This is a genomic window from Rhizobium sp. R86522, assembly GCF_042466255.1.
Classification (GTDB): Bacteria; Pseudomonadota; Alphaproteobacteria; order Rhizobiales; family Rhizobiaceae; genus Allorhizobium.
This window is the reverse complement of sequence record NZ_JAXHBX010000001.1, coordinates 4,336,476-4,357,500: the sequence shown is the minus strand read 5'-3', so window position 1 is coordinate 4,357,500 and position 21,025 is coordinate 4,336,476. Positions and strand designations below refer to the sequence as shown.

19 protein-coding genes (1 of these 19 running past the window's edge) are annotated in these 21,025 nt (G+C 62.6%); 6 read left to right on the top strand and 13 right to left on the bottom strand.

Going from position 1 to position 21,025, the window contains the following annotated elements; translation table 11 throughout:
- On the top strand, positions 1 to 1,616 hold the 3' portion of the coding sequence (locus SJY08_RS21060) for a M23 family metallopeptidase (RefSeq protein ID WP_377278071.1). The gene continues 328 nt to the left of window position 1, outside the view; only the last 1,616 of its 1,944 coding nucleotides appear in the window; its start codon lies beyond the left edge, outside the window; its stop codon occupies positions 1,614 to 1,616.
- An 86-nt stretch (positions 1,617 to 1,702) separates the two neighbouring features.
- Here SJY08_RS21060 and clpB read toward each other — a convergent pair whose 3' ends face one another.
- The 6 genes from clpB to SJY08_RS21030 all read right to left on the bottom strand — a co-directional run bounded on the left by clpB (position 1,703) and on the right by SJY08_RS21030 (position 11,227).
- Positions 1,703 to 4,306 carry an ATP-dependent chaperone ClpB gene (gene clpB, locus SJY08_RS21055; protein WP_377278069.1) on the bottom strand — a complete coding sequence of 868 codons (2,604 nt, stop codon included), beginning with the start codon at positions 4,304 to 4,306 and terminating at the stop codon, positions 1,703 to 1,705.
- Between the two features lie 207 nt (positions 4,307 to 4,513).
- Complete coding sequence (locus SJY08_RS21050; RefSeq protein WP_153763132.1) at positions 4,514 to 5,278, bottom strand: DUF4167 domain-containing protein; 765 nt, start codon at positions 5,276 to 5,278, stop codon at positions 4,514 to 4,516.
- A gap of 329 nt (positions 5,279 to 5,607) precedes the next feature.
- Positions 5,608 to 6,450, bottom strand: coding sequence for a peptide chain release factor N(5)-glutamine methyltransferase (prmC, locus tag SJY08_RS21045; RefSeq protein WP_377278067.1), 843 nt, complete (start codon positions 6,448 to 6,450; stop codon positions 5,608 to 5,610).
- Positions 6,451 to 6,479: 29 nt separating this feature from the next.
- Positions 6,480 to 7,559, bottom strand: coding sequence for a peptide chain release factor 1 (gene prfA / locus SJY08_RS21040; protein ID WP_054149952.1), 1,080 nt, complete (start codon positions 7,557 to 7,559; stop codon positions 6,480 to 6,482).
- A 39-nt stretch (positions 7,560 to 7,598) separates the two neighbouring features.
- Positions 7,599 to 9,866: a phosphoenolpyruvate--protein phosphotransferase gene (gene ptsP, locus SJY08_RS21035; protein WP_054149951.1), complete on the bottom strand. Its 2,268-nt coding sequence runs from the start codon at positions 9,864 to 9,866 to the stop codon at positions 7,599 to 7,601.
- Positions 9,867 to 9,952: 86 nt separating this feature from the next.
- Positions 9,953 to 11,227 (bottom strand): aspartate kinase, encoded by a 1,275-nt coding sequence (locus SJY08_RS21030; RefSeq protein WP_069042953.1) that lies wholly within the window; start codon positions 11,225 to 11,227, stop codon positions 9,953 to 9,955.
- Positions 11,228 to 11,509: 282 nt separating this feature from the next.
- Between SJY08_RS21030 and mprF the strand changes: the two genes are divergently transcribed.
- From mprF to SJY08_RS21010, 4 genes are all read left to right on the top strand, one after another.
- Positions 11,510 to 14,110, top strand: a complete 2,601-nt coding sequence (mprF, locus tag SJY08_RS21025) for a bifunctional lysylphosphatidylglycerol flippase/synthetase MprF (RefSeq protein WP_377278064.1) — start codon at positions 11,510 to 11,512, stop codon at positions 14,108 to 14,110.
- Complete coding sequence (locus SJY08_RS21020; RefSeq protein WP_377278062.1) at positions 14,107 to 15,483, top strand: virulence factor family protein; 1,377 nt, start codon at positions 14,107 to 14,109, stop codon at positions 15,481 to 15,483. Before mprF ends, SJY08_RS21020 begins: the two co-directional genes overlap by 4 nt.
- A gap of 153 nt (positions 15,484 to 15,636) precedes the next feature.
- Positions 15,637 to 16,392 (top strand): bifunctional 2-polyprenyl-6-hydroxyphenol methylase/3-demethylubiquinol 3-O-methyltransferase UbiG, encoded by a 756-nt coding sequence (gene ubiG / locus SJY08_RS21015; protein ID WP_377278060.1) that lies wholly within the window; start codon positions 15,637 to 15,639, stop codon positions 16,390 to 16,392.
- Positions 16,389 to 16,940, top strand: a complete 552-nt coding sequence (locus SJY08_RS21010; RefSeq protein WP_377278058.1) for a DUF924 family protein — start codon at positions 16,389 to 16,391, stop codon at positions 16,938 to 16,940. Before ubiG ends, SJY08_RS21010 begins: the two co-directional genes overlap by 4 nt.
- An 8-nt stretch (positions 16,941 to 16,948) precedes the next feature.
- Here the strand turns inward: SJY08_RS21010 and SJY08_RS21005 are convergent, their stop codons facing one another.
- The 5 genes from SJY08_RS21005 to SJY08_RS20985 are packed head-to-tail and all read right to left on the bottom strand — an operon-like array spanning position 16,949 to position 19,447.
- The gene (locus tag SJY08_RS21005) at positions 16,949 to 17,077 is read right to left on the bottom strand and encodes a hypothetical protein (protein ID WP_377278056.1); all 129 of its coding nucleotides are present in this window, start codon (positions 17,075 to 17,077) and stop codon (positions 16,949 to 16,951) included.
- Positions 17,074 to 17,502 carry a DUF1178 family protein gene (locus SJY08_RS21000; RefSeq protein WP_377278054.1) on the bottom strand — a complete coding sequence of 143 codons (429 nt, stop codon included), beginning with the start codon at positions 17,500 to 17,502 and terminating at the stop codon, positions 17,074 to 17,076. The genes SJY08_RS21005 and SJY08_RS21000 overlap by 4 nt, the downstream gene beginning before the upstream one ends.
- Entirely contained in the window at positions 17,499 to 18,356 is an 858-nt protein-coding gene (locus SJY08_RS20995; RefSeq protein ID WP_069042948.1) for a carbon-nitrogen hydrolase family protein, read from the bottom strand. Before SJY08_RS20995 ends, SJY08_RS21000 begins: the two co-directional genes overlap by 4 nt.
- Before the next feature lie 13 nt (positions 18,357 to 18,369).
- Positions 18,370 to 18,624: a glutaredoxin 3 gene (grxC, locus tag SJY08_RS20990; RefSeq protein WP_054149966.1), complete on the bottom strand. Its 255-nt coding sequence runs from the start codon at positions 18,622 to 18,624 to the stop codon at positions 18,370 to 18,372.
- A gap of 46 nt (positions 18,625 to 18,670) precedes the next feature.
- Positions 18,671 to 19,447 carry a ComF family protein gene (locus tag SJY08_RS20985; protein WP_377278051.1) on the bottom strand — a complete coding sequence of 259 codons (777 nt, stop codon included), beginning with the start codon at positions 19,445 to 19,447 and terminating at the stop codon, positions 18,671 to 18,673.
- Between the two features lie 67 nt (positions 19,448 to 19,514).
- Here SJY08_RS20985 and SJY08_RS20980 point away from each other — a divergent pair, with 67 nt between their 5' ends.
- Complete coding sequence (locus tag SJY08_RS20980; RefSeq protein WP_054149943.1) at positions 19,515 to 20,399, top strand: methyltransferase domain-containing protein; 885 nt, start codon at positions 19,515 to 19,517, stop codon at positions 20,397 to 20,399.
- Positions 20,400 to 20,408: 9 nt separating this feature from the next.
- Here the strand turns inward: SJY08_RS20980 and SJY08_RS20975 are convergent, their stop codons facing one another.
- Together SJY08_RS20975 and SJY08_RS20970 are read right to left on the bottom strand one after the other, a co-directional pair.
- Positions 20,409 to 20,582, bottom strand: coding sequence for a Flp family type IVb pilin (locus SJY08_RS20975; RefSeq protein ID WP_054149942.1), 174 nt, complete (start codon positions 20,580 to 20,582; stop codon positions 20,409 to 20,411).
- 56 nt (positions 20,583 to 20,638) lie between these two features.
- Positions 20,639 to 20,959 carry a hypothetical protein gene (locus SJY08_RS20970; RefSeq protein WP_054149941.1) on the bottom strand — a complete coding sequence of 107 codons (321 nt, stop codon included), beginning with the start codon at positions 20,957 to 20,959 and terminating at the stop codon, positions 20,639 to 20,641.
- Positions 20,960 to 21,025 lie beyond the last annotated feature (66 nt).

Here is a 21,025-nt window from a genome sequence, read left to right as displayed (position 1 = left end):
CAGTTTTCAAGGATGGCGAGCGCGAGGTTGTCCGCAAGCTGCCCTTCGCGCATGTGAAGATGGTGCTCGCCGCTGACTACGCCGTTCAGGAGCGCTATCCGCGCTTCGATCCGCTTGCGATCTTCGCCACCGATGACACAACCCCGCCTGTCGCCAATCGGGCAGGCTCGCTGTATGGCTCGGATGTCGAATCCGAGGTCATCCTGAAGTCGACCCCATTCCCGACCGTTCCAGATAAACCGCTGGCCGGCGAAATGACCTTCGACGAAGTCGAAGAAAATGTCCGCTCGAACGGTTCCGTTCTGACCGATGGCAACACCCAGGTCGCAGCGCTCTATTACATCGACCCGCGCCGCTTCGATGCGGAGGACACCGGGCTCGATCTCTCCGTCGGGGTGACCGCACGTATCGTCGAAGAGAACATGAGCGTCGCCGAACCGGAAATCATCACGCCGATGACCCCGGAATATGCCGACGACATCCTGCCGGTCCGACAGCCGCAATCCGTGGCGGCGCTGATGCAGGCCGCCGGCTATCCCGAAACAAAGGCCGAGGATGTCGGCAGGGCATTGGCGCCCTTCATGAAAGAGACCGAGCTCGTCGAGGGTGACGTGATCCGCGTCGGGCTCTTGCAGCGTGGCGATGAGGTACGCCTCGTGCGTTTTTCGCTCTACCACCGGGCCGATCATATCGTGACGATGGCCGTCAATGACGTCGGCCGTCTCGTCGAGGGTGCCGAACCGCCGGAACTCGACGCCGTGGCCGGTGCCTTCGAGACCTCACAGCCTGCGCTGATGTCCGGCCGCGATCTGCCGCGCGTCTATGACGGCATCTACCGCGCCGCCTTGTCCTACGGGATGAACCAGGATCTGACCGCACAGGTCATCCGGCTTCTGGCCGCCAATGTCGATTTCCAGGCACAGTTGAAGCCGACCGACATGCTCGAAGCAGTCTTCTCCGTGACCGATGATGAAGGCCGAGCGACGGAGGATAGCGAGCTCCTCTATGTACGCGCCCGCTTCGGCGACTCGATCACCCAGTTCTACCGCTTCCAGGATCCCGAAGACGGCTCGCTCGATTATTTCGACGAAAACGGCAAATCGATCCGCCAGTTCCTGTTGAGAAATCCGGTGCCCAACGGCCGCTTCACCTCCGGCTTCGGCATGCGCCGACATCCGATCCTCGGGTATTCGCGCATGCATACCGGCGTCGACTGGGCAGCCCCGCGCGGCACACCGATCATTTCCGCCGGCAATGGCGTCGTCGAGAAAGCCGGCTGGGCCTCGGGCTACGGCAATCAGACGCTGATCCGCCATGCCAATGGTTATGTCACCTCCTACAATCACCAGAGCGGCATCGCCAAGGGCATCGTGCCCGGCGCCAAGGTCAATCAGGGCCAGGTGATCGGCTTCGTCGGCTCGACCGGCGCATCGACCGGCTCCCACCTGCATTACGAACTGATCGTCAACGGCACGAAGGTCGACGCGATGAAGGTCCGTCTGCCGGGTGGCAAGGCGCTCGAGGGTCCGGCACTTGCCGCCTTCCAGCAGGAGCGTCAGCGTATCGACACCCTGCTGCAAACAGGTGGGCGCCCTGCCCAGGTCGCAAGCCGGTGAATTGAACCGTCCGCGCGTCAGACAAACGGAAAACGGCGGCCCGCAAGGACCGCCGTTTTGGTTTTGTGCAGACGAAGCGATTTGGCTTAAGCCGCAGCGCTCACCGAAGCCTTGGGCGAGATCAACAGCCGATCGCTGCCCGCCTCGATCGTGACATCGGATCCGTCCAGCACCTGACCGGACAGGATCTGCTCGGCGAGCGGGTCCTGCAGGTATTTCTGGATCACCCGCTTCAGCGGACGGGCGCCATAGACCGGGTCGTAACCCTTGTCGGCCAGCCAGGCGCGCGCGTCCGGGGCGAGATCGATGCGGATCTTGCGTTCCGAAAGCAGCGAGAGCAGCCGCGTCATCTGGATGTCGACGATCGCACCCATCTCCGTCCGGCGCAGCCGGTGGAAGAGGATGATCTCATCGACACGGTTGAGGAATTCCGGTCGGAACGAGGCCTTGACCACATCCATCACCTGATCGCGCACCTGGTCGACATCCTGGTCCTCGCCGAGGCTCGTCAGATAATCGGCCCCGAGGTTCGAGGTCATGATGATGATCGTGTTCTTGAAATCGACCGTTCGGCCCTGCCCGTCCGTCAGGCGCCCGTCGTCGAGCACCTGCAGGAGAACGTTGAACACATCAGGATGCGCCTTCTCGATCTCGTCGAATAGCACGACCTGATAGGGCTTGCGACGGATCGCTTCGGTGAGCGCGCCACCTTCCTCATAGCCGACATAGCCGGGAGGCGCCCCGATCAGCCGGGCGACCGAATGCTTCTCCATGTATTCCGACATGTCGAGCCGGACCATGGCTGTCTCGTCATCGAACAGGAAGCGTGCAAGCGACTTGGTGAGCTCGGTCTTGCCGACGCCAGTGGGGCCGAGGAAGATGAACGAGCCGATCGGCCGGTTCGGATCCTGCAGGCCGGCACGCGCACGGCGAACCGCCCGCGACACGGCTTGCACCGCATCCCCCTGGCCGACGACCGATTTCGCCAGGTCGTCCTCCATTCTGAGCAGCTTGTCGCGCTCGCCTTCCAGCATCTTGTCGACGGGGATACCGGTCCAGCGGGATACGACATGGGCGATGCCGTCGGGGTTAACCACCTCCTGCACCATATTGCCGGCGGCCGAACCATCCTGCGCCTCCGCATCCACCAGCTCTTTTTCGAGCTTCGGGATCACGCCATAGGCGAGTTCGCCGGCGCGCTGGAATTCACCCTGGCGCTGAGCAATCGCAAGCTCGTTGCGGGTTTCGTCCAGTTGACGCTTGAGATCGGCGGCGAGGCCGAGCTTCTGCTTTTCCGCCTGCCAGCGGGCCGTCAGCGCATCCGCCTCTTCCTCGAGCGAAGTGAGCTCGGTTTCAAGACGCGTTAGCCGGTCGGCGGACGCCGCATCGGTTTCCTTTTTCAGCGCTTCGCGCTCGATCTTCAGCTGAATGATGCGGCGATCGAGTTCGTCGAGCTCTTCGGGCTTGGAATCCACCTGCATCCGGAGCCGCGATGCGGCCTCGTCCATCAGGTCGATCGCCTTGTCGGGCAGGAAGCGGTCGGTGATGTAGCGGTTGGACAGCGTCGCGGCAGCAACCAGAGCGGAATCGGAGATCCGCACCTTGTGGTGCTGCTCGTACTTCTCCTTGAGGCCGCGCAGGATCGAGATCGTATCCTCGACCGTCGGCTCCTCGACCATAACAGGCTGGAAGCGCCGGGCGAGCGCCGGATCCTTTTCGACATGCTTGCGGTATTCGTCGAGCGTGGTCGCGCCGACGCAGTGGAGTTCACCGCGCGCAAGCGCCGGCTTCAACAGGTTGGACGCATCCATGGCACCGTCGGCCTTGCCGGCACCGACAAGCGTATGCATCTCGTCGATGAAAAGGATGATCTCGCCGTTCTCGGCCTGCACCTCGTTCAGCACCGCCTTGAGACGCTCTTCGAATTCGCCGCGATACTTGGCACCGGCAATCAAGGCACCCATGTCGAGCGCCATGAGCTTCTTGTCCTTCAGGCTCTCCGGCACGTCGCCATTGATGATGCGCAGTGCCAGACCCTCGGCGATCGCCGTCTTGCCGACGCCGGGTTCACCGATCAGAACGGGATTGTTCTTCGTGCGACGCGACAGAACCTGGATCGTGCGCCGGATCTCGTCATCGCGACCGATGACCGGATCGAGCCTGCCTTCGCGCGCTTCAGCCGTGAGATCCCGCGCATATTTCTTCAAGGCGTCGAAGCCGGCCTCGGCATTCGCACCATCGGCCGTGCGGCCCTTGCGGACCTCGTTGATCACCTGGTTCAGCGCATTGGCGGTCACGCCGCCCTTCTTCAGCGAAGCCGAAGTCGAAGCGGAAGACTCGATCGCAAGCGCCAGCAGAAGACGCTCGACGGTGACGAAGCTGTCGCCAGCTTTCTTGGCCGCGTCTTCGGCGGTCGAAAACACCTTGGCAAGTGGCTGCGCCAGATAGACCTGGCCATTGCCCCCGGACACTTTGGGCAGCTTGGCAAGTGCGGCATCATTGGCGATCCGCACGGCCTTGGCATCACCGCTCGCACGGCTGATCAGCGAGGAGGCCATGCCCTGCTCATCATCGAGCAGAACCTTCAACACGTGTTCGGGTGTGAACTGCTGGTGCCCTTCCGACAGGGCATGGGTCTGCGCCGATTGCAGAAATCCGCGCACGCGTTCGGAATATTTCTCGATATTCATAGTCACTCTCCGTTTCCCCGCCCTGCCCGCAATCGGCACAGGTCGGTTGGTGTGGATGAGGTCCCCGGAAGCGGCGGACCCCGGAGCGAAAACCGCTCCCCTGACCGAGATATGGGAGCGGGATTTTGCCCTTTAAAGAGGCAGATAAACGAAAAACTCCGGGTCTGAGCCCGGAGTTTTGCAATCGTCAAATCGAGCTCGAAAAGCTCATTCCGAAGCGGCTTCGGCAAGAGCGGGTGCTTCGCCGCCTTCGCCGTTTCCACCTTCGCCACCTTCAGCACCTTCACCGCCTTCATCACCGGCAGCGCTGCGGCGCGGCTGGCGACGCGGACGGTTGCCGGCATTGCGACGGCGCGGCTGGCGCTCGGCCCCGGCTTCCGCCTGGCTCTCGGCAGCAGCGGCTGCGGCTTCCGCCGGCATGTCTTCGATGACCGGCTGCGGACCCGTACCGGCGATCTCCGCCTGCGGCTGCGGCTGGGCCTGCGGCTCGCGCGGCTCCCGCTGGCGGCGCTCGTGCTGCTGACGGTTCTGTTGCTGCGGCTGCGGTGCCTGCTGCTGCGGACGCTCGCTAGCCTGGGCGGCATTGTCTTCCGAGCCGTCGAAATCCTCGCCGTCCCGTTCGTTGTAATCCTGACGGTCGTCGCCGCCATCGCGGTCGTCACGCTGGAAGCGTTCCTGCATCTGCGACTGAGCGGCCGCAATGATGCGGTTATAGTGCTCGGCGTGCTGCAGGTAGTTTTCCGCCATGACGCGGTCGCCGGCGCTCTGGGCATCGCGAGCGAGCGTGGAATATTTTTCGGCGATGTGCTGGGCGGTGCCGCGGATCTTCACATCGGGGCCGGAGCTGTCATAGGTCCGGGTCAGCGGGTTTTGGCCCTTGCGGTTGAAATTGTTGTTTCCACCGCCGCCGCCACCGCCGCCGCCATTGTTGTTACGCCCCCGACCACGCTTGTTTTGCTGTCCTGGCCTCATAGATGCTTCACCTGAATGTCTTTGTTGTGCTGATAAAGGGCAACGCCATGGGCTCTTATTGAACCGGACCAAGTCTCCACGCGCCGCCAACAGACCGCGCTCTCGCCTTGCTCGCCGCTGGTGAAAGTCGAGTTTACTGAGTACGCATCGGTCCAGTCGTGCTTCGCGGAGTTCGACAGCGAACTTTTTCGAAGCCGGCCCAGTCGCGAACGAATCTTCGTTCTTTCCCCGCCGCCCGTTGCGTGCCCGCAAGCTATTACGCTTCATTCGGAAAACCAAGCCTTTTTCTATGTTTCCCGAAATTATCCTTAGCAGCCGCAGCAAATGCGCTAATCAAGCCTCTTCGCAAACACCAGGACACGGTCATTGTGGCCGTAGTCACGGTGCTCTTCGACAAGCAAAAAACCCGCCAATTCAAATATTTGCGTAACGTCTCGACGCTGGTCGAAACCGATCTCCAGGCCGATGAGCCCCTGGTCTTCGAGGTGGCTCGCAGCACTCTGGGCAATCGCCCGATAGGCGTCGAGCCCGTCCGGACCACCATCCAGCGCTACCATCGGATCGAACTTGGTCACTTCCGGTTCCAGTCCCTTGACCACATCGCTGCGGATATAGGGTGGATTGGAAACGATGATGTCGAACCGTTCGGCTGTCTTGTCGAACCACGGTCCCGACCGCGTGACAAAACGCGACCCCAGCCCGTTGCGCTCGGCATTGTCAGCAGCTGTCTTCAAGGCGTCTTCGGAGATATCGATCCCCATGGCCTCGGCCTCGGGGCATTCGTGAAGCAACGCAAGCGCGATCGCTCCGGTTCCCGTTCCAAGATCGACAAGTTTCGGCTTGCGACCTTGCATGACCATGGACTTGAGATGTGGCAGGATCACGTCAACCAGGATTTCCGTATCCGGTCGGGGTTCGAGCGTCCCGGATGAAAGCGCGAGATCGAGCCCGTAAAAGTCACGCCGACCAAGGATGCGATGGACCGGCTCGCGGGCCAGACGCCGAAGCACGGCCGCCTCCACCTGTGCCACGCCTTCCGGCGAAACCGGCTTCTCACCCTCGAGCAACAGGGCCGTCGGGCTAAGCTTGAGAAGGCCGCAGACGAGCACCCGCGCATCGGTTGCAGCATCGTCCAATCCGACTGCCTCAAAACGACGCCGGGCGTCCGCCATCAGCAACCGTGCTGTTGGCGCGGCCCCCGTCACTGGTTTTCGCCCAGCTGCGCAAGCTGCCCGGCCTGATAATCGGAAATCAGCGCATCGAGCATTTCATCGAGATCACCTTCGATCATCCGGTCGAGCTTGTAGAGCGTCAGGTTGATCCGGTGGTCGGTCACGCGCCCCTGCGGGAAGTTATAGGTCCGGATACGTTCCGAACGGTCGCCCGAACCGACCTGGCTCTTGCGGTTTGCCGATCGCTCGCTGTCGAGCTTCTGTCGCTCAATATCGTAAAGCCGGGAACGCAGCACCTGCATGGCCTTGGCGCGGTTCTGGTGCTGCGATTTCTCTGACGACGTCACGATCAGGCCGGTCGGCAGATGGGTGATACGCACGGCCGAGTCTGTCGTGTTGACATGCTGGCCGCCGGCCCCCGAAGCGCGCATCGTATCGATGCGGATGTCTTCCGGCCGGATCTCGATGTCGATATCTTCCGCTTCCGGCAGAACGGCAACGGTTGCCGCAGACGTATGAATGCGCCCGCTCGCTTCTGTTTCCGGCACGCGCTGCACGCGGTGAACGCCGGATTCGAACTTCAGCTTGGAGAACACGCCCCGACCGCTGATCGTTGCGATGATTTCCTTGTAGCCGCCAGCTTCCCCTTCGCTGGCGGAAAGCACTTCGACTTTCCAGCCTTTCGTCGAGGCAAAGCGCTCGTACATCCGGAACAGGTCACCGGCAAAGAGTGCCGCCTCGGACCCGCCGGTTCCGGCACGAATTTCCAGGATCGCGCTCTTCTCGTCGGCGGCATCCTTCGGCAGAAGCAGGATCTGCATCTCGCCCTCAAGCGCCTCAATCCGGCTTTCGACCTCGGGCAATTCCATCTCGGCAAGATCGCGCATCTCCCGGTCCGTCGCCTTGTCGGACAGCATGGCGCGCAAGCCGTCGGCCTCGTCGATCGCAGACTGGTATTCGCGGATCTTCTTCACGACCGGCTCGAGTTCGGAATACTCCGATGCGAGCTTCACATAGACATCAGCTGCCGGTCCCGCCGACATTCGCGCCTCGATCTCGCCGAACCGGCGTTCGAGCTCGCGCATTTTCTCGACAGGAAGCTTCGCCACCCTTTACTCCAGGTCAGTCGCCAAAGTCAGTCTTCAAAGTCAGACGGGGATGTTGTGCTCTTCCGCATGGCGGAGGAGCAGGTCGCGCACTGACACGCCCGGGGTGTCGTCGTCAAGCGCAGCCATCAAAACCTCCGAGAGCAGACCGACGTCGAGACCGAGCAACATGGCCTTGACCGGACCGATCGCGGTCGGCGACATCGAGATGGAGCGGAAGCCGATGCCGAGCAGGGCCATCGCCGGGAGCGGCTTCGATGCCATCTCGCCGCAAAGGGTCACCGGCGTCTTGTTGCGCTCGCCGGCGCGAACAATATCCCTCAGAATTCTGAGGAAAGGTCGCCCCAGCACGTCGAAACGGTCAGACACGCGGGCATTGCCACGATCAACGGCCATGGCAAACTGGAAGAGGTCGTTCGATCCGACCGAGACGAAATCCACTTCGTCCATCAGCTCGTCGAGCTGCCAGAGCAGCGCCGGCACTTCGAGCATGGCGCCGAACTGCAGCTTCTTCGGCAACTGATGGCCGAACTTGGAGATGTGCTGGATCTCCTTCTGCATCAGTTCGCGCACGGCCCGGATCTCCGAGACCTCGGTCACCATCGGCAGCATCATCTTGAGCTCGGCGCCGGAGGCAGCCTTCAGCAGCGCCCTCAACTGGGTGCGCAGCAATCCCGGCCGATCAAGCGACAGGCGGATCGCCCGCCAGCCAAGCGCCGGATTCTCTTCTTCCTGGGAGCGGAAATAGGGAACGACCTTGTCACCGCCGATATCGAGCGTGCGGAAGGTGACCGGACGGCCAGCCGCCTGTTTCAGCACATTGCGGTAAAAGCTCTCCTGCTCCTCGCCCTTCGGCATGGTCGAGGAAATCATGAACTGCAATTCGGTGCGGAACAGCCCGATGCCATCGGCACCGGAATCGGCCAGTTGCGGCAGATCGACCAGAAGGCCCGCATTCATCTGCAGCTTGATCCGGTGACCGTCCTTGGTGACTGGCTCGACATCGCGCAGCGCGCGGAACTGTTCCTGCCGCTTGGCCCGGAGCTTGACCTTTTCCTCATAAGCCTTCTGCAAATCGGCAACCGGGCGCACATGCACCTTGCCGTCGTCACCGTCGATGATGACGGGATCACCGTTTTCAGCAAGCGCCACGGCACCCGCCGCCTGGCCGACGACCGCAATGCCCATGGCACGCGCAACAATCACGACGTGGCTGGTGACGGCTCCTTCTTCGAGCACGAGGCCGCGCAGGTTGGCACGCGGATAATCGAGCAGCTCGGCCGCCCCCATGGCGCGCGCAAAGACGATCGCATCGTTCGGGAAGCCTTCGGCAGCACTGTGCGGCGAAAAGCCGGTGAGCTGGCGCAGCAAGCGGTTCGCCAGGTCGTCGAAGTCGTGCATGCGCTCGCGCAGATAGGGATCGGTCAGGCGCATCATGCGCGCCTTGGTGTCGCTCTGCACCTTCTCGACCGCGGCTTCCGCCGTCAGACCGTTATGGATCGCCTCTTCCATGCGCCGCACCCAGCCCTGGTCATGGGCAAACATGCGGTAGGTTTCGAGCACGTCGCGATGCTCGCCTTCCATGGAGATTTCGCGCCGCGACAGCATGTCGTCGATCGAAATGCGCAGCGATCCGAGGGCCGTTGCCAGCCGGCGGATTTCCGTCTCGCTGTCTTCGTTCAACAGATTGGTGACGACGATTCGCGGCTCATGCAGCACGACATAGCCGAGGCCTATGCCTTCGGAGTAGCTGTCGCCGTCGATCGAGACGGGTCGCGTCAGATCAAGTTCGAGGCCGGGCCGGGTAATCTTCTTGAGCTCGCCGGTGGCGATCATCTCGGCAATCACCATCGCGGTCGTCTCGAGCGCTTCGAGCTCGTCCTCGCGATAGTTCCGCTGCGCCTTGTTCTGTACGACGAGAACGCCAAGGCTTCGCCCGGCGCGCAGGATCGGCACCCCGAGGAAGGAGTGATAGATCTCTTCGCCGGTTTCCGGCAGGTACCGGAAAGCCGGATGCGCCTGGGCATCCGAAAGATTGAGAGATTGCGCAGACGCCGCGATCGTACCGACGAGACCCTGACCCATTTTCAGCTGGGCCAGGTGAACGGCGTCCTTGTTCAGACCTTCGGTCGCATAAAGCTCGAGAACGCCGTCGGAGCGCAGCACATAGACGGAGCACACCTCTGCGACCATGTTGTTCGCGATCTGGCGAACGATCCGATCCAGTCGCTCCTGCGGCTCGAGCGGCTCCGCCATCAATTCGCGCAGCCGCTTGAGGAGGACGCGGGGACCCGCAGAAAGGTCTCTCATCCCGATTTTGCTCCACTTCCCATTGGTCAGCGGATTGTTACCCTTACCTTTTCAGGGGTCGGGTCACGGATGTCCGCTCTCAGGAATCAATTCTTATCCAGACCGTAGCAGGAATGCAAAGTCCGAACCGCAAGCTCGGCATAGGGGCCGTCGATCAGGATCGAGATCTTGATCTCGGACGTCGTTATCGCCTTGATGTTGATGCCCTTCTCGGCCAGCGCACGGAAGGCGGTCGCGGCAACGCCTGCATGGCTGCGCATGCCGATACCGATGACGGAAACCTTCACGAGACCCTTCTCGCTCTGGACGACGTCGAAACCGATCTTCTCCTTGTTGGAGCCGAGAACGGCGAGCGCCTTGTCCACGTCTCCAGAGGGCACCGTGAAGGTCATGTCGGTCTTCGAACCATCTTCCGAGATGTTCTGGACGATCATGTCGACATTGATGTGGGATTCAGCGAGCGGTCCGAAGATCGCAGCCGAGACACCCGGCCGGTCGGCCAGACGGCGCAGCGAAATCTGGGCTTCATCCTTGGCATAGGCAATACCGGTGACGACTTCCTGTTCCACGATCTCTTCCTCATCGCAAATCAACGTACCGGGCGGGTTCATCAGATCACCCATGCCCGGCGCATCGGGATCTTCAAAGCTGGAGCGCACAAAGGTGCGGACCTTATGCACCATGGCGAGTTCGACGGAGCGGACCTGCAGCACCTTGGCGCCGAGCGAGGCCATCTCAAGCATTTCCTCGAACGCGATCTTCTTAAGGCGACGCGCCTTGGGCTCGATGCGCGGGTCGGTCGTATAGACGCCGTCAACGTCGGTGTAGATGTCGCAACGGTCGGCCTTAACGCCGGCGGCAATCGCAACGGCAGACGTATCAGAGCCACCACGGCCGAGCGTCGCGATGCGGTTGTCAGGGCCGATACCCTGGAAACCGGCAACGACAGCCACCTGGCCTTCGGCCATACGGCGAATGATCTCGGTGCCGTCGATCTCCTGGATGCGGGCAGCACCATGGGCGTTGTCGGTCTTGATCGGGATCTGCCAGCCCTGCCAGGAGCGGGCATTGATATCCATCGACTGGAGCGCAATCGCCAGCAGGCCGGCAGTGACCTGTTCGCCCGAAGCGACGACGGCATCATATTCACGCGCGTCGTAAAAGGGCGAAGCGGCACCGGCGACCTTGGGCATGTTTTGCACCCAGTCGACCAGCTCGTTGGTCTTGCCCGACATGGCCGAGACAACCACGGCCACTTCGTGACCCGCATCCACTTCGCGTTTCACATGGCGCGCGACATTATAGATGCGATCCAGATTGGCGACGGATGTCCCGCCGAATTTCATGACGATGCGAGCCATAGACTTGAACCATATGCCCTTGAAAGACGCCGGAACCCCGGCACAAAAACACCGACCTGGGCGGATAGGCCTCAGGTTGCGGGGCTTTTAGTCTATATGTTCCCGGGGCGCAACGGCCACTTGCCCCCCAAACGGTACGGTAAAGCGCGGATTTTCGGTCGCAACAGGCGTGCGGGAACCCTGCCTTAATTTGGATCGAATTCGGGCGCCAACCATGAGGCGACGCCCGGGCTGGGAGGCTGGATCGTCACATGTTGGTCGATCGATACCGGATAGGGTGTCATGAAAGCATTAGACGCGTTTCCCGAGCCTGCCCTCAGCGACAACCTCCCGCCGCCCTCCTTCTTTAACAGACATGCGAAGTCGATCGCTGCAGTCGCGGCACTCCTCGTCTTTGCCGCCGTCGGTTATGCCGTCTACCGGCTGACAGAGGAGGTCACCTATGCCGACGTGATCCGTTCCCTGGAGGCGACAAGTGCCTCCTCGATCGCGCTCGCCGTGCTTTTCACGGCACTGAGCTTCGTCACCCTCTGCTTCTATGATCTGAACGCCCTGTCCCATATCGGCCGCAAGCGCCCCTGGCCGGAGGTGGCGCTCACCGCCTTCAGCGCCTATGCCGTGGGCAATGTCGCAGGCTTCGGCGCATTGTCGGGAGGTGCCATCCGCTACCGCGCCTATTCCCGCGCCGGTCTCTCGCCCGACGAAATCGGCCGCATCATCGCCTTCGTCACTGTGTCCTTCTCGCTCGGCCTCGCCCTGCTGACATCAGGCAGCCTGGTGCCGATGGCCGGCGAAATCGCACCGCTGCTGGGAATTTCCTCCACGACGCTTGCGACGGTCAGCACCATCATCCTCATCGCGATCCTGCTGCTTCTCGGCATCGCCCGCCGTGGCGGATTGAAGATTGCCGGCCGCACGCTCCGCCTCCCCGATACCGGCACGCTCTCGCGGCAATTCCTGGTGACCATGCTTGATGTCGCCTTTGCAGCGTCGGTGCTCTATGCCCTTCTGCCAGCAGAAGCACAGATTTCCTGGCCTGCTTTCTTCGCCGTCTATGCCGTCGCCATCGGCATCGGTGTCGTCAGCCATGTGCCCGCCGGCCTTGGCGTCTTCGAGGCCGTGATCCTGGCCGCCCTCGGCTCAGAGGTTCCGGGCGACGCGCTGCTTGCCTCACTCGTCGCCTACCGCGCCATCTATTATGTTCTGCCGCTGATCATCGCCATCTTCGTGGTCACGGCAACCGAACTGCGCCAGTTGTCGGCGAGCCCGCTCGCAACAGGTGTCGCCAGGACCGCCGGACGCCTTGCCCCGACGCTTCTCGCAGCACTTGCTCTGGTCCTCGGCGCCATGCTGGTGCTGTCGAGCGTGACGCCCACACCGGGCGACAATCTCGACCTGCTGGCGGGGTTCCTGCCGCTCCCCCTGGTCGAAGGCGCCCATTTCCTCGCCAGCATCCTCGGCCTGATGCTCGTCGTCGTCGCCCGCGGCTTGGCCCAGCGCCTCGACGGCGCCTGGTGGGGCACCCTGCTTGTCGCCCTGCTCGCCCTCGTCCTGTCGCTCGCCAAGGCCGTCGCCGTCTACGAAGCGGCCCTGCTCGCCATTCTCGTCATCGGCCTCCTCCCGAGCCGCCGCCTTTTTCATCGCAGGGCATCCCTCGGCCAGGCGCTCACCTCCTCCTGGCTGCTCGCTGTTGCAGTCCTGATCGGCGGCGCGGTCATCGTCCTCCTCTTCGTCTATCGTGACGTCGAATACAGCCATGCGCTCTGGTGGCAGTTCGCCTTCGATGCCGAGGCGCCGCGCTCGCTTCGCGCCATGCTCGGTCTCACCGTAGTCGCCATGGGTGTCTGCCTCTTCAGCCTCATGCGCCCGGCAGCCCCGGCGATCCACCCGGCAGGCGAGGAGGAACTGGCGAAAGCCGTCGCCATTCTCGACCGCCACGATGTGGCCGACGCCAATCTCGTGCGCACCGGCGACAAGTCGGTGATGGTCTCACCCGATGGCGAGGCATTCCTGATGTATGGCCGCCAGGGCCGGTCCCTGATTGCCTTCCTCGATCCCGTCGGGCCGAAAGCCTCGCGTGACGAGCTCGTCTGGCAATTCGTCGAAACGGCACGTGCGAGCGGATGCCGCGCCGTCTTCTACCAGGCCTCCCCTGCCATCCTGCCTGTCATCGCCGATGCCGGCATGAAGGCCTTCAAGCTCGGCGAGATGGCGGTGGTCGATCTCGAGCGCTTCGACCTGAAGGGCGGCACATGGGCGGGCCTGCGCCAGGCCGCCGCCAAGGGCGAGCGCGACGGCCTGACCTTCGAGATCATCCCGACGGAAAACGTCGCTGCCATCCTCGACGACCTGCGCCGCATCTCCGATGCCTGGCTCGACCACCACAGGGCGAAGGAAAAGGGCTTCTCGCTGGGCGCCTTTACCGAGACCTATATGACAGCCCAACCAGTCGCCATCCTGCGCCACGGGGGCCGGATCGTCGCCTTCGCCGACATTCTGCTGACGGACACCCGCGAGGAGGCATCGATCGACCTCATGCGCTTCGCCCCCGACGCCCCGAAGGGCGCGATGGATTTCTTGTTCGTGCGCCTGATGACGACACTCCGCGACCAGGGCTATCGCCACTTCAACCTCGGCATGGCGCCACTGTCGGGCCTGTCACGCCGCGAGGTGGCTCCCGTCTGGGATCGCGTCGCCAACACTTTCTATGAACACGGCGAACGCTACTACAATTTCAAGGGCCTGCGCGCCTTCAAGTCCAAGTTCCATCCCGACTGGCAGCCGCGTTATCTCGCGGTCGCCGGCGGTCTCAATCCCGTACTGGCCCTGCTCGATGCAACGCTTCTGATCGGCGGCGGTCTGAAAGGCGTGGTGAAAAAATGAAGACCTCCCTCCGCGCGACGCTGCTCGCACTCCCCCTCCTCGCCTTGCTCTCGCCGACAATCGTGCCCGGTCTGGCCCATGCCGAAGACCCGCCACTCGACACCGGCATGATCCCCTCGCCGGTCACACTGTTGCCCGACGGAGATCCGCAATCGCTCGTCGTTCTGCTGTCGGACGCGCCGGGCTGGCAGGATACCGACCAGACGGAAGCCGAGCGCCTGCAGGCCAACGGCGCGATCGTCGTCGGCATCGACACGCCGAAATACATTGCCTCGCTGTCTGCCGACAAAGGCGATTGCATCTACACCGTCTCCGATATCGAGGCGCTTGGACGCCAGTTGCAGCGCAAGGCAGGCAATGCGAATTTCCTGCCGCCTGTTGTCGCAGGCCGCGGCGAAGGCGGGGCACTGGCGCTCGCCATCCTTGCCCAGACCCCGAAGGCCACCATTGGCCAGACGCTGGCCCTCGACCCGGAAGCCGGTATCCCGCTCACCAAACAATTCTGCACCCCGGCCGAGAAGAAGGTCGTCGGTGACCGCATGATCTATGGCCTCACACCGGGCGACCTGCCCGATCCTGCGACCGTCCTCTTCAGCCCGGCTGCCAAGGCCGATGCCCGCGCCCATGTCACTGACCTCTTGGCGAGCCATCCTGACATCGACCAGCGCGACATCGATGCGGATACGAACAAGGCCTTTTCCGATACGATCGATGAACTGGTCGCGGCGACCAATGCTGCAGAAACCCCGCTCGGCCTGCCGCTGACCATTCTCGATGCTGCGCCGACCCGCGACACAATGGCGGTGATTTTTTCGGGCGATGGCGGCTGGCGCGACCTCGACAGCCAGGTCGGCACCAATCTGCAAGCCGCCGGCATTCCCGTCGTCGGCGTGGATTCGCTCCGTTACTTCTGGTCGAAGAAGACCCCGGAACAGACCAGCGGGGATCTCGCCACCATCATCCACACCTACGAGAAGCGCTGGAAGGTGAAGCATGTGATGCTGATCGGCTATTCCTTTGGCGCCGACATCCTGCCGGCCGCCTATAACGGGCTGCCCGACAAGCTGAAGTCACGGGTCTCCCTCGTGAGCCTGCTCGCGCTGTCCCACGAGGCCGATTACGAGGTGTCCGTCTCCGGCTGGCTGGGCAGTGGCGGAAGCGGCGGGGCAGATCCCCTGACGGAAGTCGCCAGGATCGACCCCGCCCTGGTTCAATGCATGTATGGAACGGACGAAGACGACGACGCCTGCAAGGATCTCGTCGGCGGCCCGATCGAGACGATCGGCATCAAGGGCGGTCACCACTTTGACGGCGACTATCCCGCCCTTGCCAAACGCATTCTCGACGGACTGGAGAAACGGACGTCCCGTTGATCGTCCGCAAGACAACACGACCTGGCGCGAACGACGGCAAGAACGCTTGAGGCCTGCCAATCCGTCGTCGCTCCGCCACCTGCGACGTCTCCACCCTTGACTTTAAAGGTCATCGAGACGACTTCATGACCAAACGCGCCAGGAGGTTCCATCATGAGTGCAGAGGCCCGCACCACAATCGATCAGTCCGAAGTCGACCGCTTTTCCGCCATGGCGGCCGAGTGGTGGGATCCGACCGGCAAGTTCAAGCCGCTGCACAAGATCAATCCGGTGCGCCTTGCTTACATCAGGGACAAGGTCATCGAGCATTACGGCCGCGACCCGAAGAGCGCCCGCCCGCTGGAGGGCCTGCGCATCCTCGACATCGGATGCGGCGGTGGCCTCCTGTCGGAACCGGTCGCCCGCATGGGCGCAAGCGTTCTTGGTGCTGACGCTTCCGAGAAGAACATCAAGATCGCCATGACCCATTCCGCCCAGAGCGGCGTGGAAGTCGATTACCGCGCGATCACCGCGGAAGAACTGGCCGCCCAGGGCGAGACCTTCGACATCGTGCTCAACATGGAAGTCGTCGAGCATGTCGCCGACGTCGATTTCTTCCTGTCGACCTGCGCCTCCATGGTCCGCCCCGGCGGCCTGATGCTCGTCTCCACCATCAATCGCACGCTGAAAGCAGCAGCGCTTGCCATCGTCGGCGCCGAATATGTCCTGCGCTGGCTGCCCCGCGGTACCCACCAGTATGAAAAGCTGGTCCGCCCCGAGGAAATCGAACGGCCGCTTTCTGCAAACGGCATGCAGATCCTCGAAACCAAAGGCGTCTTCTTCAATCCGCTGCAGAACCAGTGGAACCTCTCGGCAGACATCGATGTCAACTACATGATGCTGGCGAGCCGCCCGGGATCGGCGACATGACGACACCGCAGACGATCATCGACTTCTGGCTGCGCCACGGTCCGGAAGCCTGGTTTTCGCGCAATGAAGCGCTCGACGCCGAAATCGAAGCGGACTATGCCGAACTGCATTTCCAGGCTTCGCGCAACGAATTGTCGGATTGGCAGCAGACCCCTGAGGGCACCCTCGCTCTTCTCCTGCTGCTCGACCAGTTCCCGCGCAATCTCTTTCGCGGCAGCGCGCATTCCTATGCGACCGATCCGCTCGCCCGCACGATAGCCCACCACGCTCTGGCCAAGGGCTTAGACATCAAGGTCGAGCCTATCCTGCGTCCCTTTATCTACCTGCCCTTCGAACACTCGGAAGACATGGAAGATCAGCGCCACAGCGTCTCGCTTTTCGAGAAGCACCGCGACGAGACCGGTGATGCGGAAGCGCTGAAATGGGCCCTTCTGCATCTGGATCTGATCGAGCGCTTCGGTCGCTTTCCTCACCGCAATACCGCTCTCGGCCGCAAGACGACGCCCGAAGAGCAGGCCTATCTCGACCAAGACGGTTTCAAGGGCTGAGCCGTCGATCAGACGGGCAAGGCTTTGACGGCTGAAATCCGATCGGCCTGCGTCTCAAGATTGTCAGCAGCCAGTCGCTTGATGCGCTCTCGATTGATGAAATAGAGATCACCGTCGGCGGTAAAGGCGGTGGTCAATTCACGTCGTCAGGCAGGACCGGCAGCGGCGCGATCTCGATGCCTTCCTCGATCAGCGACTTGACCTCCACGGGTGACGCCTGGCCGATGATGCCGCGCGCCTCCGACTCGCCATAGTGGATCTTGCGGGCTTCCTCGGGAAACTTCTCCCCGACGTCCTCGCTGCTCGCACGGATCTCGCGGATCGCCTCCTTGAGCTTGACGAAGGCCTGCTTCTGCACCTCGGAGACGGCCAGCGCCTGGGTCTCCTCCTTCTGACGGGCGGTCGAGACGGCCGGTGCCATCAACACCTTGCCGACCTCGGCCGATCCGCAGACGGGGCACGTCAGGTAACCCGAAGCCTTCTGCCGGTCGAAATCGGCGCTTTCCGAAAACCACCCTTCGAATTCGTGGGCCTTCTCGCAGCACAGCGAATAGCGGATCAAACTGTGACGCCTCCCTTGGCAAGCACAGGCGCGATGTCGAGCGCAAAGTCGCGGCCATTCTTCAGGTTCGGGATCTTCGCCCGGCAGGCCTTCACTGCCTCGAGATCAATCTCGGCAACGACCACGTCCTCGCCGGTGCCGCCGGCAGACGCCAGCACCTTGCCCCAGGGGCCGACGATCATCGAATGACCGAAGGTCTCGCGCCCGTCTTCATGCACGCCCGCCTGGGCGGCCGAGATGACATAGGCGCCGTTCTCGATCGCGCGGGCTCGAAGCAGGATCTCCCAATGCGCCTCGCCGGTCTGCTTGGTAAAGGCGGCCGGCGTTGTCAGGATCTGCGCCCCCGCCATGGCTTCCGCCCGGAAGAGATGCGGGAAGCGTACGTCGTAGCAAACGCCGAAGCCGAGCTTGGCGAAGGGCAGATCGGCAACGACCGCCCGCTCGCCCGGACGATAGACCGCGCTTTCGCGCCAGCTCTCGCCATTGTCGAGATCGACGTCGAACATGTGGATCTTGTCGTAGGACGTGATTTTCTTGCCGTCGGGGCCAAACAGGAAGGCGCGGTTGGCGATCTTGCCATCTGCAAGCTTGATGGCGGTGGAGCCGACATGCAGATGGATGCCGAGCTCCTTGGCGAGTTCTGACGCCTTTTTGACAATGAGATCGGTTTCTTCGTCGCGCAGCACGGCGGCAAGACCGGCCCGATCCTTCTGCACCGCGCCCGTCATTTCCGGCGTCTGAACATAGATCGCCCCGCGCCGGGCGGCCTCGCGCACGAGCCGTGCCATGCTTTCGGCATTCTTCTCCGGATCGATCCCGGAGCACATCTGGACGGCGGCAGCCTTGAAAACCATGACCAATCAGTCCTTACTTTGTGAGAAGCGGATCGAGCTTGCCGGCCCGATCGAGCGCATGCAGGTCGTCGCAGCCGCCGACATGCTGGCTACCGATGAAGATCTGCGGGAAAGTGTTGCGGCCGGACTTGGCGATCATTTCCTCACGCAGATCCGGCTTGCCTGTCGCGTCATGCTCGACATAGGCGACGCCCTTGCTGTCCAGTAGCGCCTTGGCGCTGGCGCAGTAGCCGCAGAATTGCCGTGTGTAGATCGTGACGTCAGCCATGAAGTTCTCCGCCGGAAAGCGTCGCATAGACAGGAAATTGGTCCCCTCATATAGGCCCGGCGAGTGCCCTTGCAAAGGTCAAAACAGTGACATCCTGAGCGCCTGCCTTTTTCAGGGCAGTTGTCGCCGCACTGACCGTCGCCCCCGTCGTGTAGACGTCGTCAACCAGCACTAGGCGCTTGCCGAAGACGAGATCCTCAAGGCCTGCCGGCACGCCGAAGGCGCCGCGCACGTTGAGCGAACGTTGGTTCGCCGTCAGGCCGACCTGTTGCTGCGTGCGCTTGCGCCGCACCAGAACCTCCGCGAAAAACGGTTTGCCCGATTGCCGCGCCACATGCCGCGCCAGTTCCGCCGATTGGTTGAACATGCGCCGAAATATCCGCATCCGGTGCAGCGGCACGCAGACGATGGCATCGCAGGCGACAATTTCCACCGAGGCCGCCCGCAGCATCCAGCCAGCCATCATCGGCGCCAGATCCACCCGGTCACGATACTTGAGATCATGTACCAGATGCCGCGCCACCCCCTCGTGGAGGGCAACCGAACGCAGGCGGTCGAAGACGGGCGGATGGGCGATCGCCTGCGGCGAAACCATCCCCTCGCCCGGATCATGAGCAAAGGGCAGGCCGAGAACCGGACAATAGGGCTTGTCGATCAGCCGCATGTCGCCCCAGCATTGCGCACAGAGTGCGTGATGGCTGGCGACACGGGCATGGCAATGGGCACAGGCCGGTGGATAGATGAGGTGAAACAGCCCGCGCAGTGCCGATCCGGCATGATGCCGGCTGACGGATGCGCTTTTCTGCACTAAATGAGCCCACATGCATCGACTTTACGCCCGCTTGGGCGTTCGGCCAATGCCGGAACGAGGCCAATCCAGGATTCCCGCCATGAACGAGCTTTTCGACGAAGCCCTGATCGCCCGCAACCGTGCGCGTGCCCTGGCCCGCAACGCAGCCGGCAGCGATTTCCTGCTGGACCTGACCGCCCGCGAACTCGCCGACCGCCTGGCCATCGTCCAGCGCAGCTTCGACGATGCCGTGGAACTCTTCGGCGGAACCGGGCTCACCGCCAGGGCTGCGCTCGCGACCGGCAAGATCGGTACGCTGCGGCGGATCGAAACCGATGCGAATTTCGGTGAGGCCGAAAACCCGGTCGCCGTCTCCAGTTACGAAAGCGTGCCGCTCGACCCGCAATCGGTAAACCTCATCCTCTCGCCGCTGTCTCTGCATCTCACCAATGACACCCCCGGCATGCTGATCCAGATGCGCCGTGCGCTGAAACCCGACGGCCTGCTGCTCGCCGCCATCCCAGGTTCAGGAACGCTTTCCGAGTTGCGCGAGGTCCTCCTGGCGGCCGAAACGGAGATCTATGGCGGTGCAAGCCCCCGCGTCATCCCCTTCGCCGACATCAGGGACATCGGCTCGCTTCTGCAGCGCGCGGGTTTCGCACTTCCGGTCATCGATGAGGAAAGCTTCACCGTCCGCTACGATCACATCTTCGCGCTGATGCGAGACCTGAAGGCCATGGGCATGGCCAATCCGCTGCTGGGACGCAGCCGTCGCCCGGTCTCGCGCAAGTTCTTCCTTCGGGCAGCGGAACTCTATGCCGAACGGTTCTCCGATCCGGATGGCCGCATCCGCGCCACCTTCTCGATCGTCTTCGTTTCCGGCTGGGCCCCACACGAGAGCCAGCAGAAACCGCTCAAGCCCGGTTCTGCAAAGATGCGCCTCGCCGACGCGCTCGATCCAGCGCGGCGACCAGATGAACCCTGACGGCGATTGTTACTTCTTGGCTTCGGTGAATTGGGTTTCGACTGTATTGAAGGTACTGAGCAGCGAGCCCGTGAACGCGCTGTAGCCGGAAAGCAGCGCGACGCTGATAATCGCGGCGATCAGTCCGTATTCGACGGCGGTCGCGCCACGAAGGTCAGACATCAACTGGCGTAAAAGACGCATTCTCGCTCCTGACAGTCTGGATCCGAGATGGTTGCCCCCGCCCCGGCCGATGGGAATTAGCAGGCCTGGCCGGAGCCGTAGCCGTCGATGATGCAGACGGAACCCGGCGTCTCCTGAAGCACGCTGCGGCGGATCGTATACCGTTTGCCGCTCTCGTCCTTGGGGATCGATCCGGTGGTAATCATGTCGAATTCGTCAGGCTGAAAAGCGAGCGTCTTGCGGTCGGTCTTGGAGGCGAGCATGGGCGTCAAGACAAGCGAAAGGGCGATCGCAGCCGTGCCGAAAAGCAACGCGATATTCAAGACCCCGGTCCTGCCCGTTTTGACCGAAGACCGCTCTCGGGACCGTGCGGCCTTCCAGAAATCCTCGTTTACCATATTACGCTCCACACACGTATCCGACGCATGAACAGAGTGTATATTGCGGTCAGGGTTATAAACTTT

Bases quoted from the DNA above. Each gene is read 5' to 3' on its own strand.
- clpB (WP_377278069.1), bottom strand. From the start codon at position 4,306: ATGAATATCGAGAAATATTCCGAACGCGTGCGCGGATTTCTGCAATCG.
- SJY08_RS21050 (WP_153763132.1), bottom strand. From the start codon at position 5,278: ATGAGGCCAGGACAGCAAAACAAGCGTGGTCGGGGGCGTAACAACAAT.
- prmC (WP_377278067.1), bottom strand. From the start codon at position 6,450: ATGGCGGACGCCCGGCGTCGTTTTGAGGCAGTCGGATTGGACGATGCT.
- ptsP (WP_054149951.1), bottom strand. From the start codon at position 9,866: ATGAGAGACCTTTCTGCGGGTCCCCGCGTCCTCCTCAAGCGGCTGCGC.
- SJY08_RS21030 (WP_069042953.1), bottom strand. From the start codon at position 11,227: ATGGCTCGCATCGTCATGAAATTCGGCGGGACATCCGTCGCCAATCTG.
- mprF (WP_377278064.1), top strand. From the start codon at position 11,510: ATGAAAGCATTAGACGCGTTTCCCGAGCCTGCCCTCAGCGACAACCTC.
- SJY08_RS21020 (WP_377278062.1), top strand. From the start codon at position 14,107: ATGAAGACCTCCCTCCGCGCGACGCTGCTCGCACTCCCCCTCCTCGCC.
- ubiG (WP_377278060.1), top strand. From the start codon at position 15,637: ATGAGTGCAGAGGCCCGCACCACAATCGATCAGTCCGAAGTCGACCGC.
- SJY08_RS21010 (WP_377278058.1), top strand. From the start codon at position 16,389: ATGACGACACCGCAGACGATCATCGACTTCTGGCTGCGCCACGGTCCG.
- SJY08_RS20995 (WP_069042948.1), bottom strand. From the start codon at position 18,356: ATGGTTTTCAAGGCTGCCGCCGTCCAGATGTGCTCCGGGATCGATCCG.
- grxC (WP_054149966.1), bottom strand. From the start codon at position 18,624: ATGGCTGACGTCACGATCTACACACGGCAATTCTGCGGCTACTGCGCC.
- SJY08_RS20985 (WP_377278051.1), bottom strand. From the start codon at position 19,447: ATGTGGGCTCATTTAGTGCAGAAAAGCGCATCCGTCAGCCGGCATCAT.
- SJY08_RS20980 (WP_054149943.1), top strand. From the start codon at position 19,515: ATGAACGAGCTTTTCGACGAAGCCCTGATCGCCCGCAACCGTGCGCGT.
- SJY08_RS20975 (WP_054149942.1), bottom strand. From the start codon at position 20,582: ATGCGTCTTTTACGCCAGTTGATGTCTGACCTTCGTGGCGCGACCGCC.
- SJY08_RS20970 (WP_054149941.1), bottom strand. From the start codon at position 20,959: ATGGTAAACGAGGATTTCTGGAAGGCCGCACGGTCCCGAGAGCGGTCT.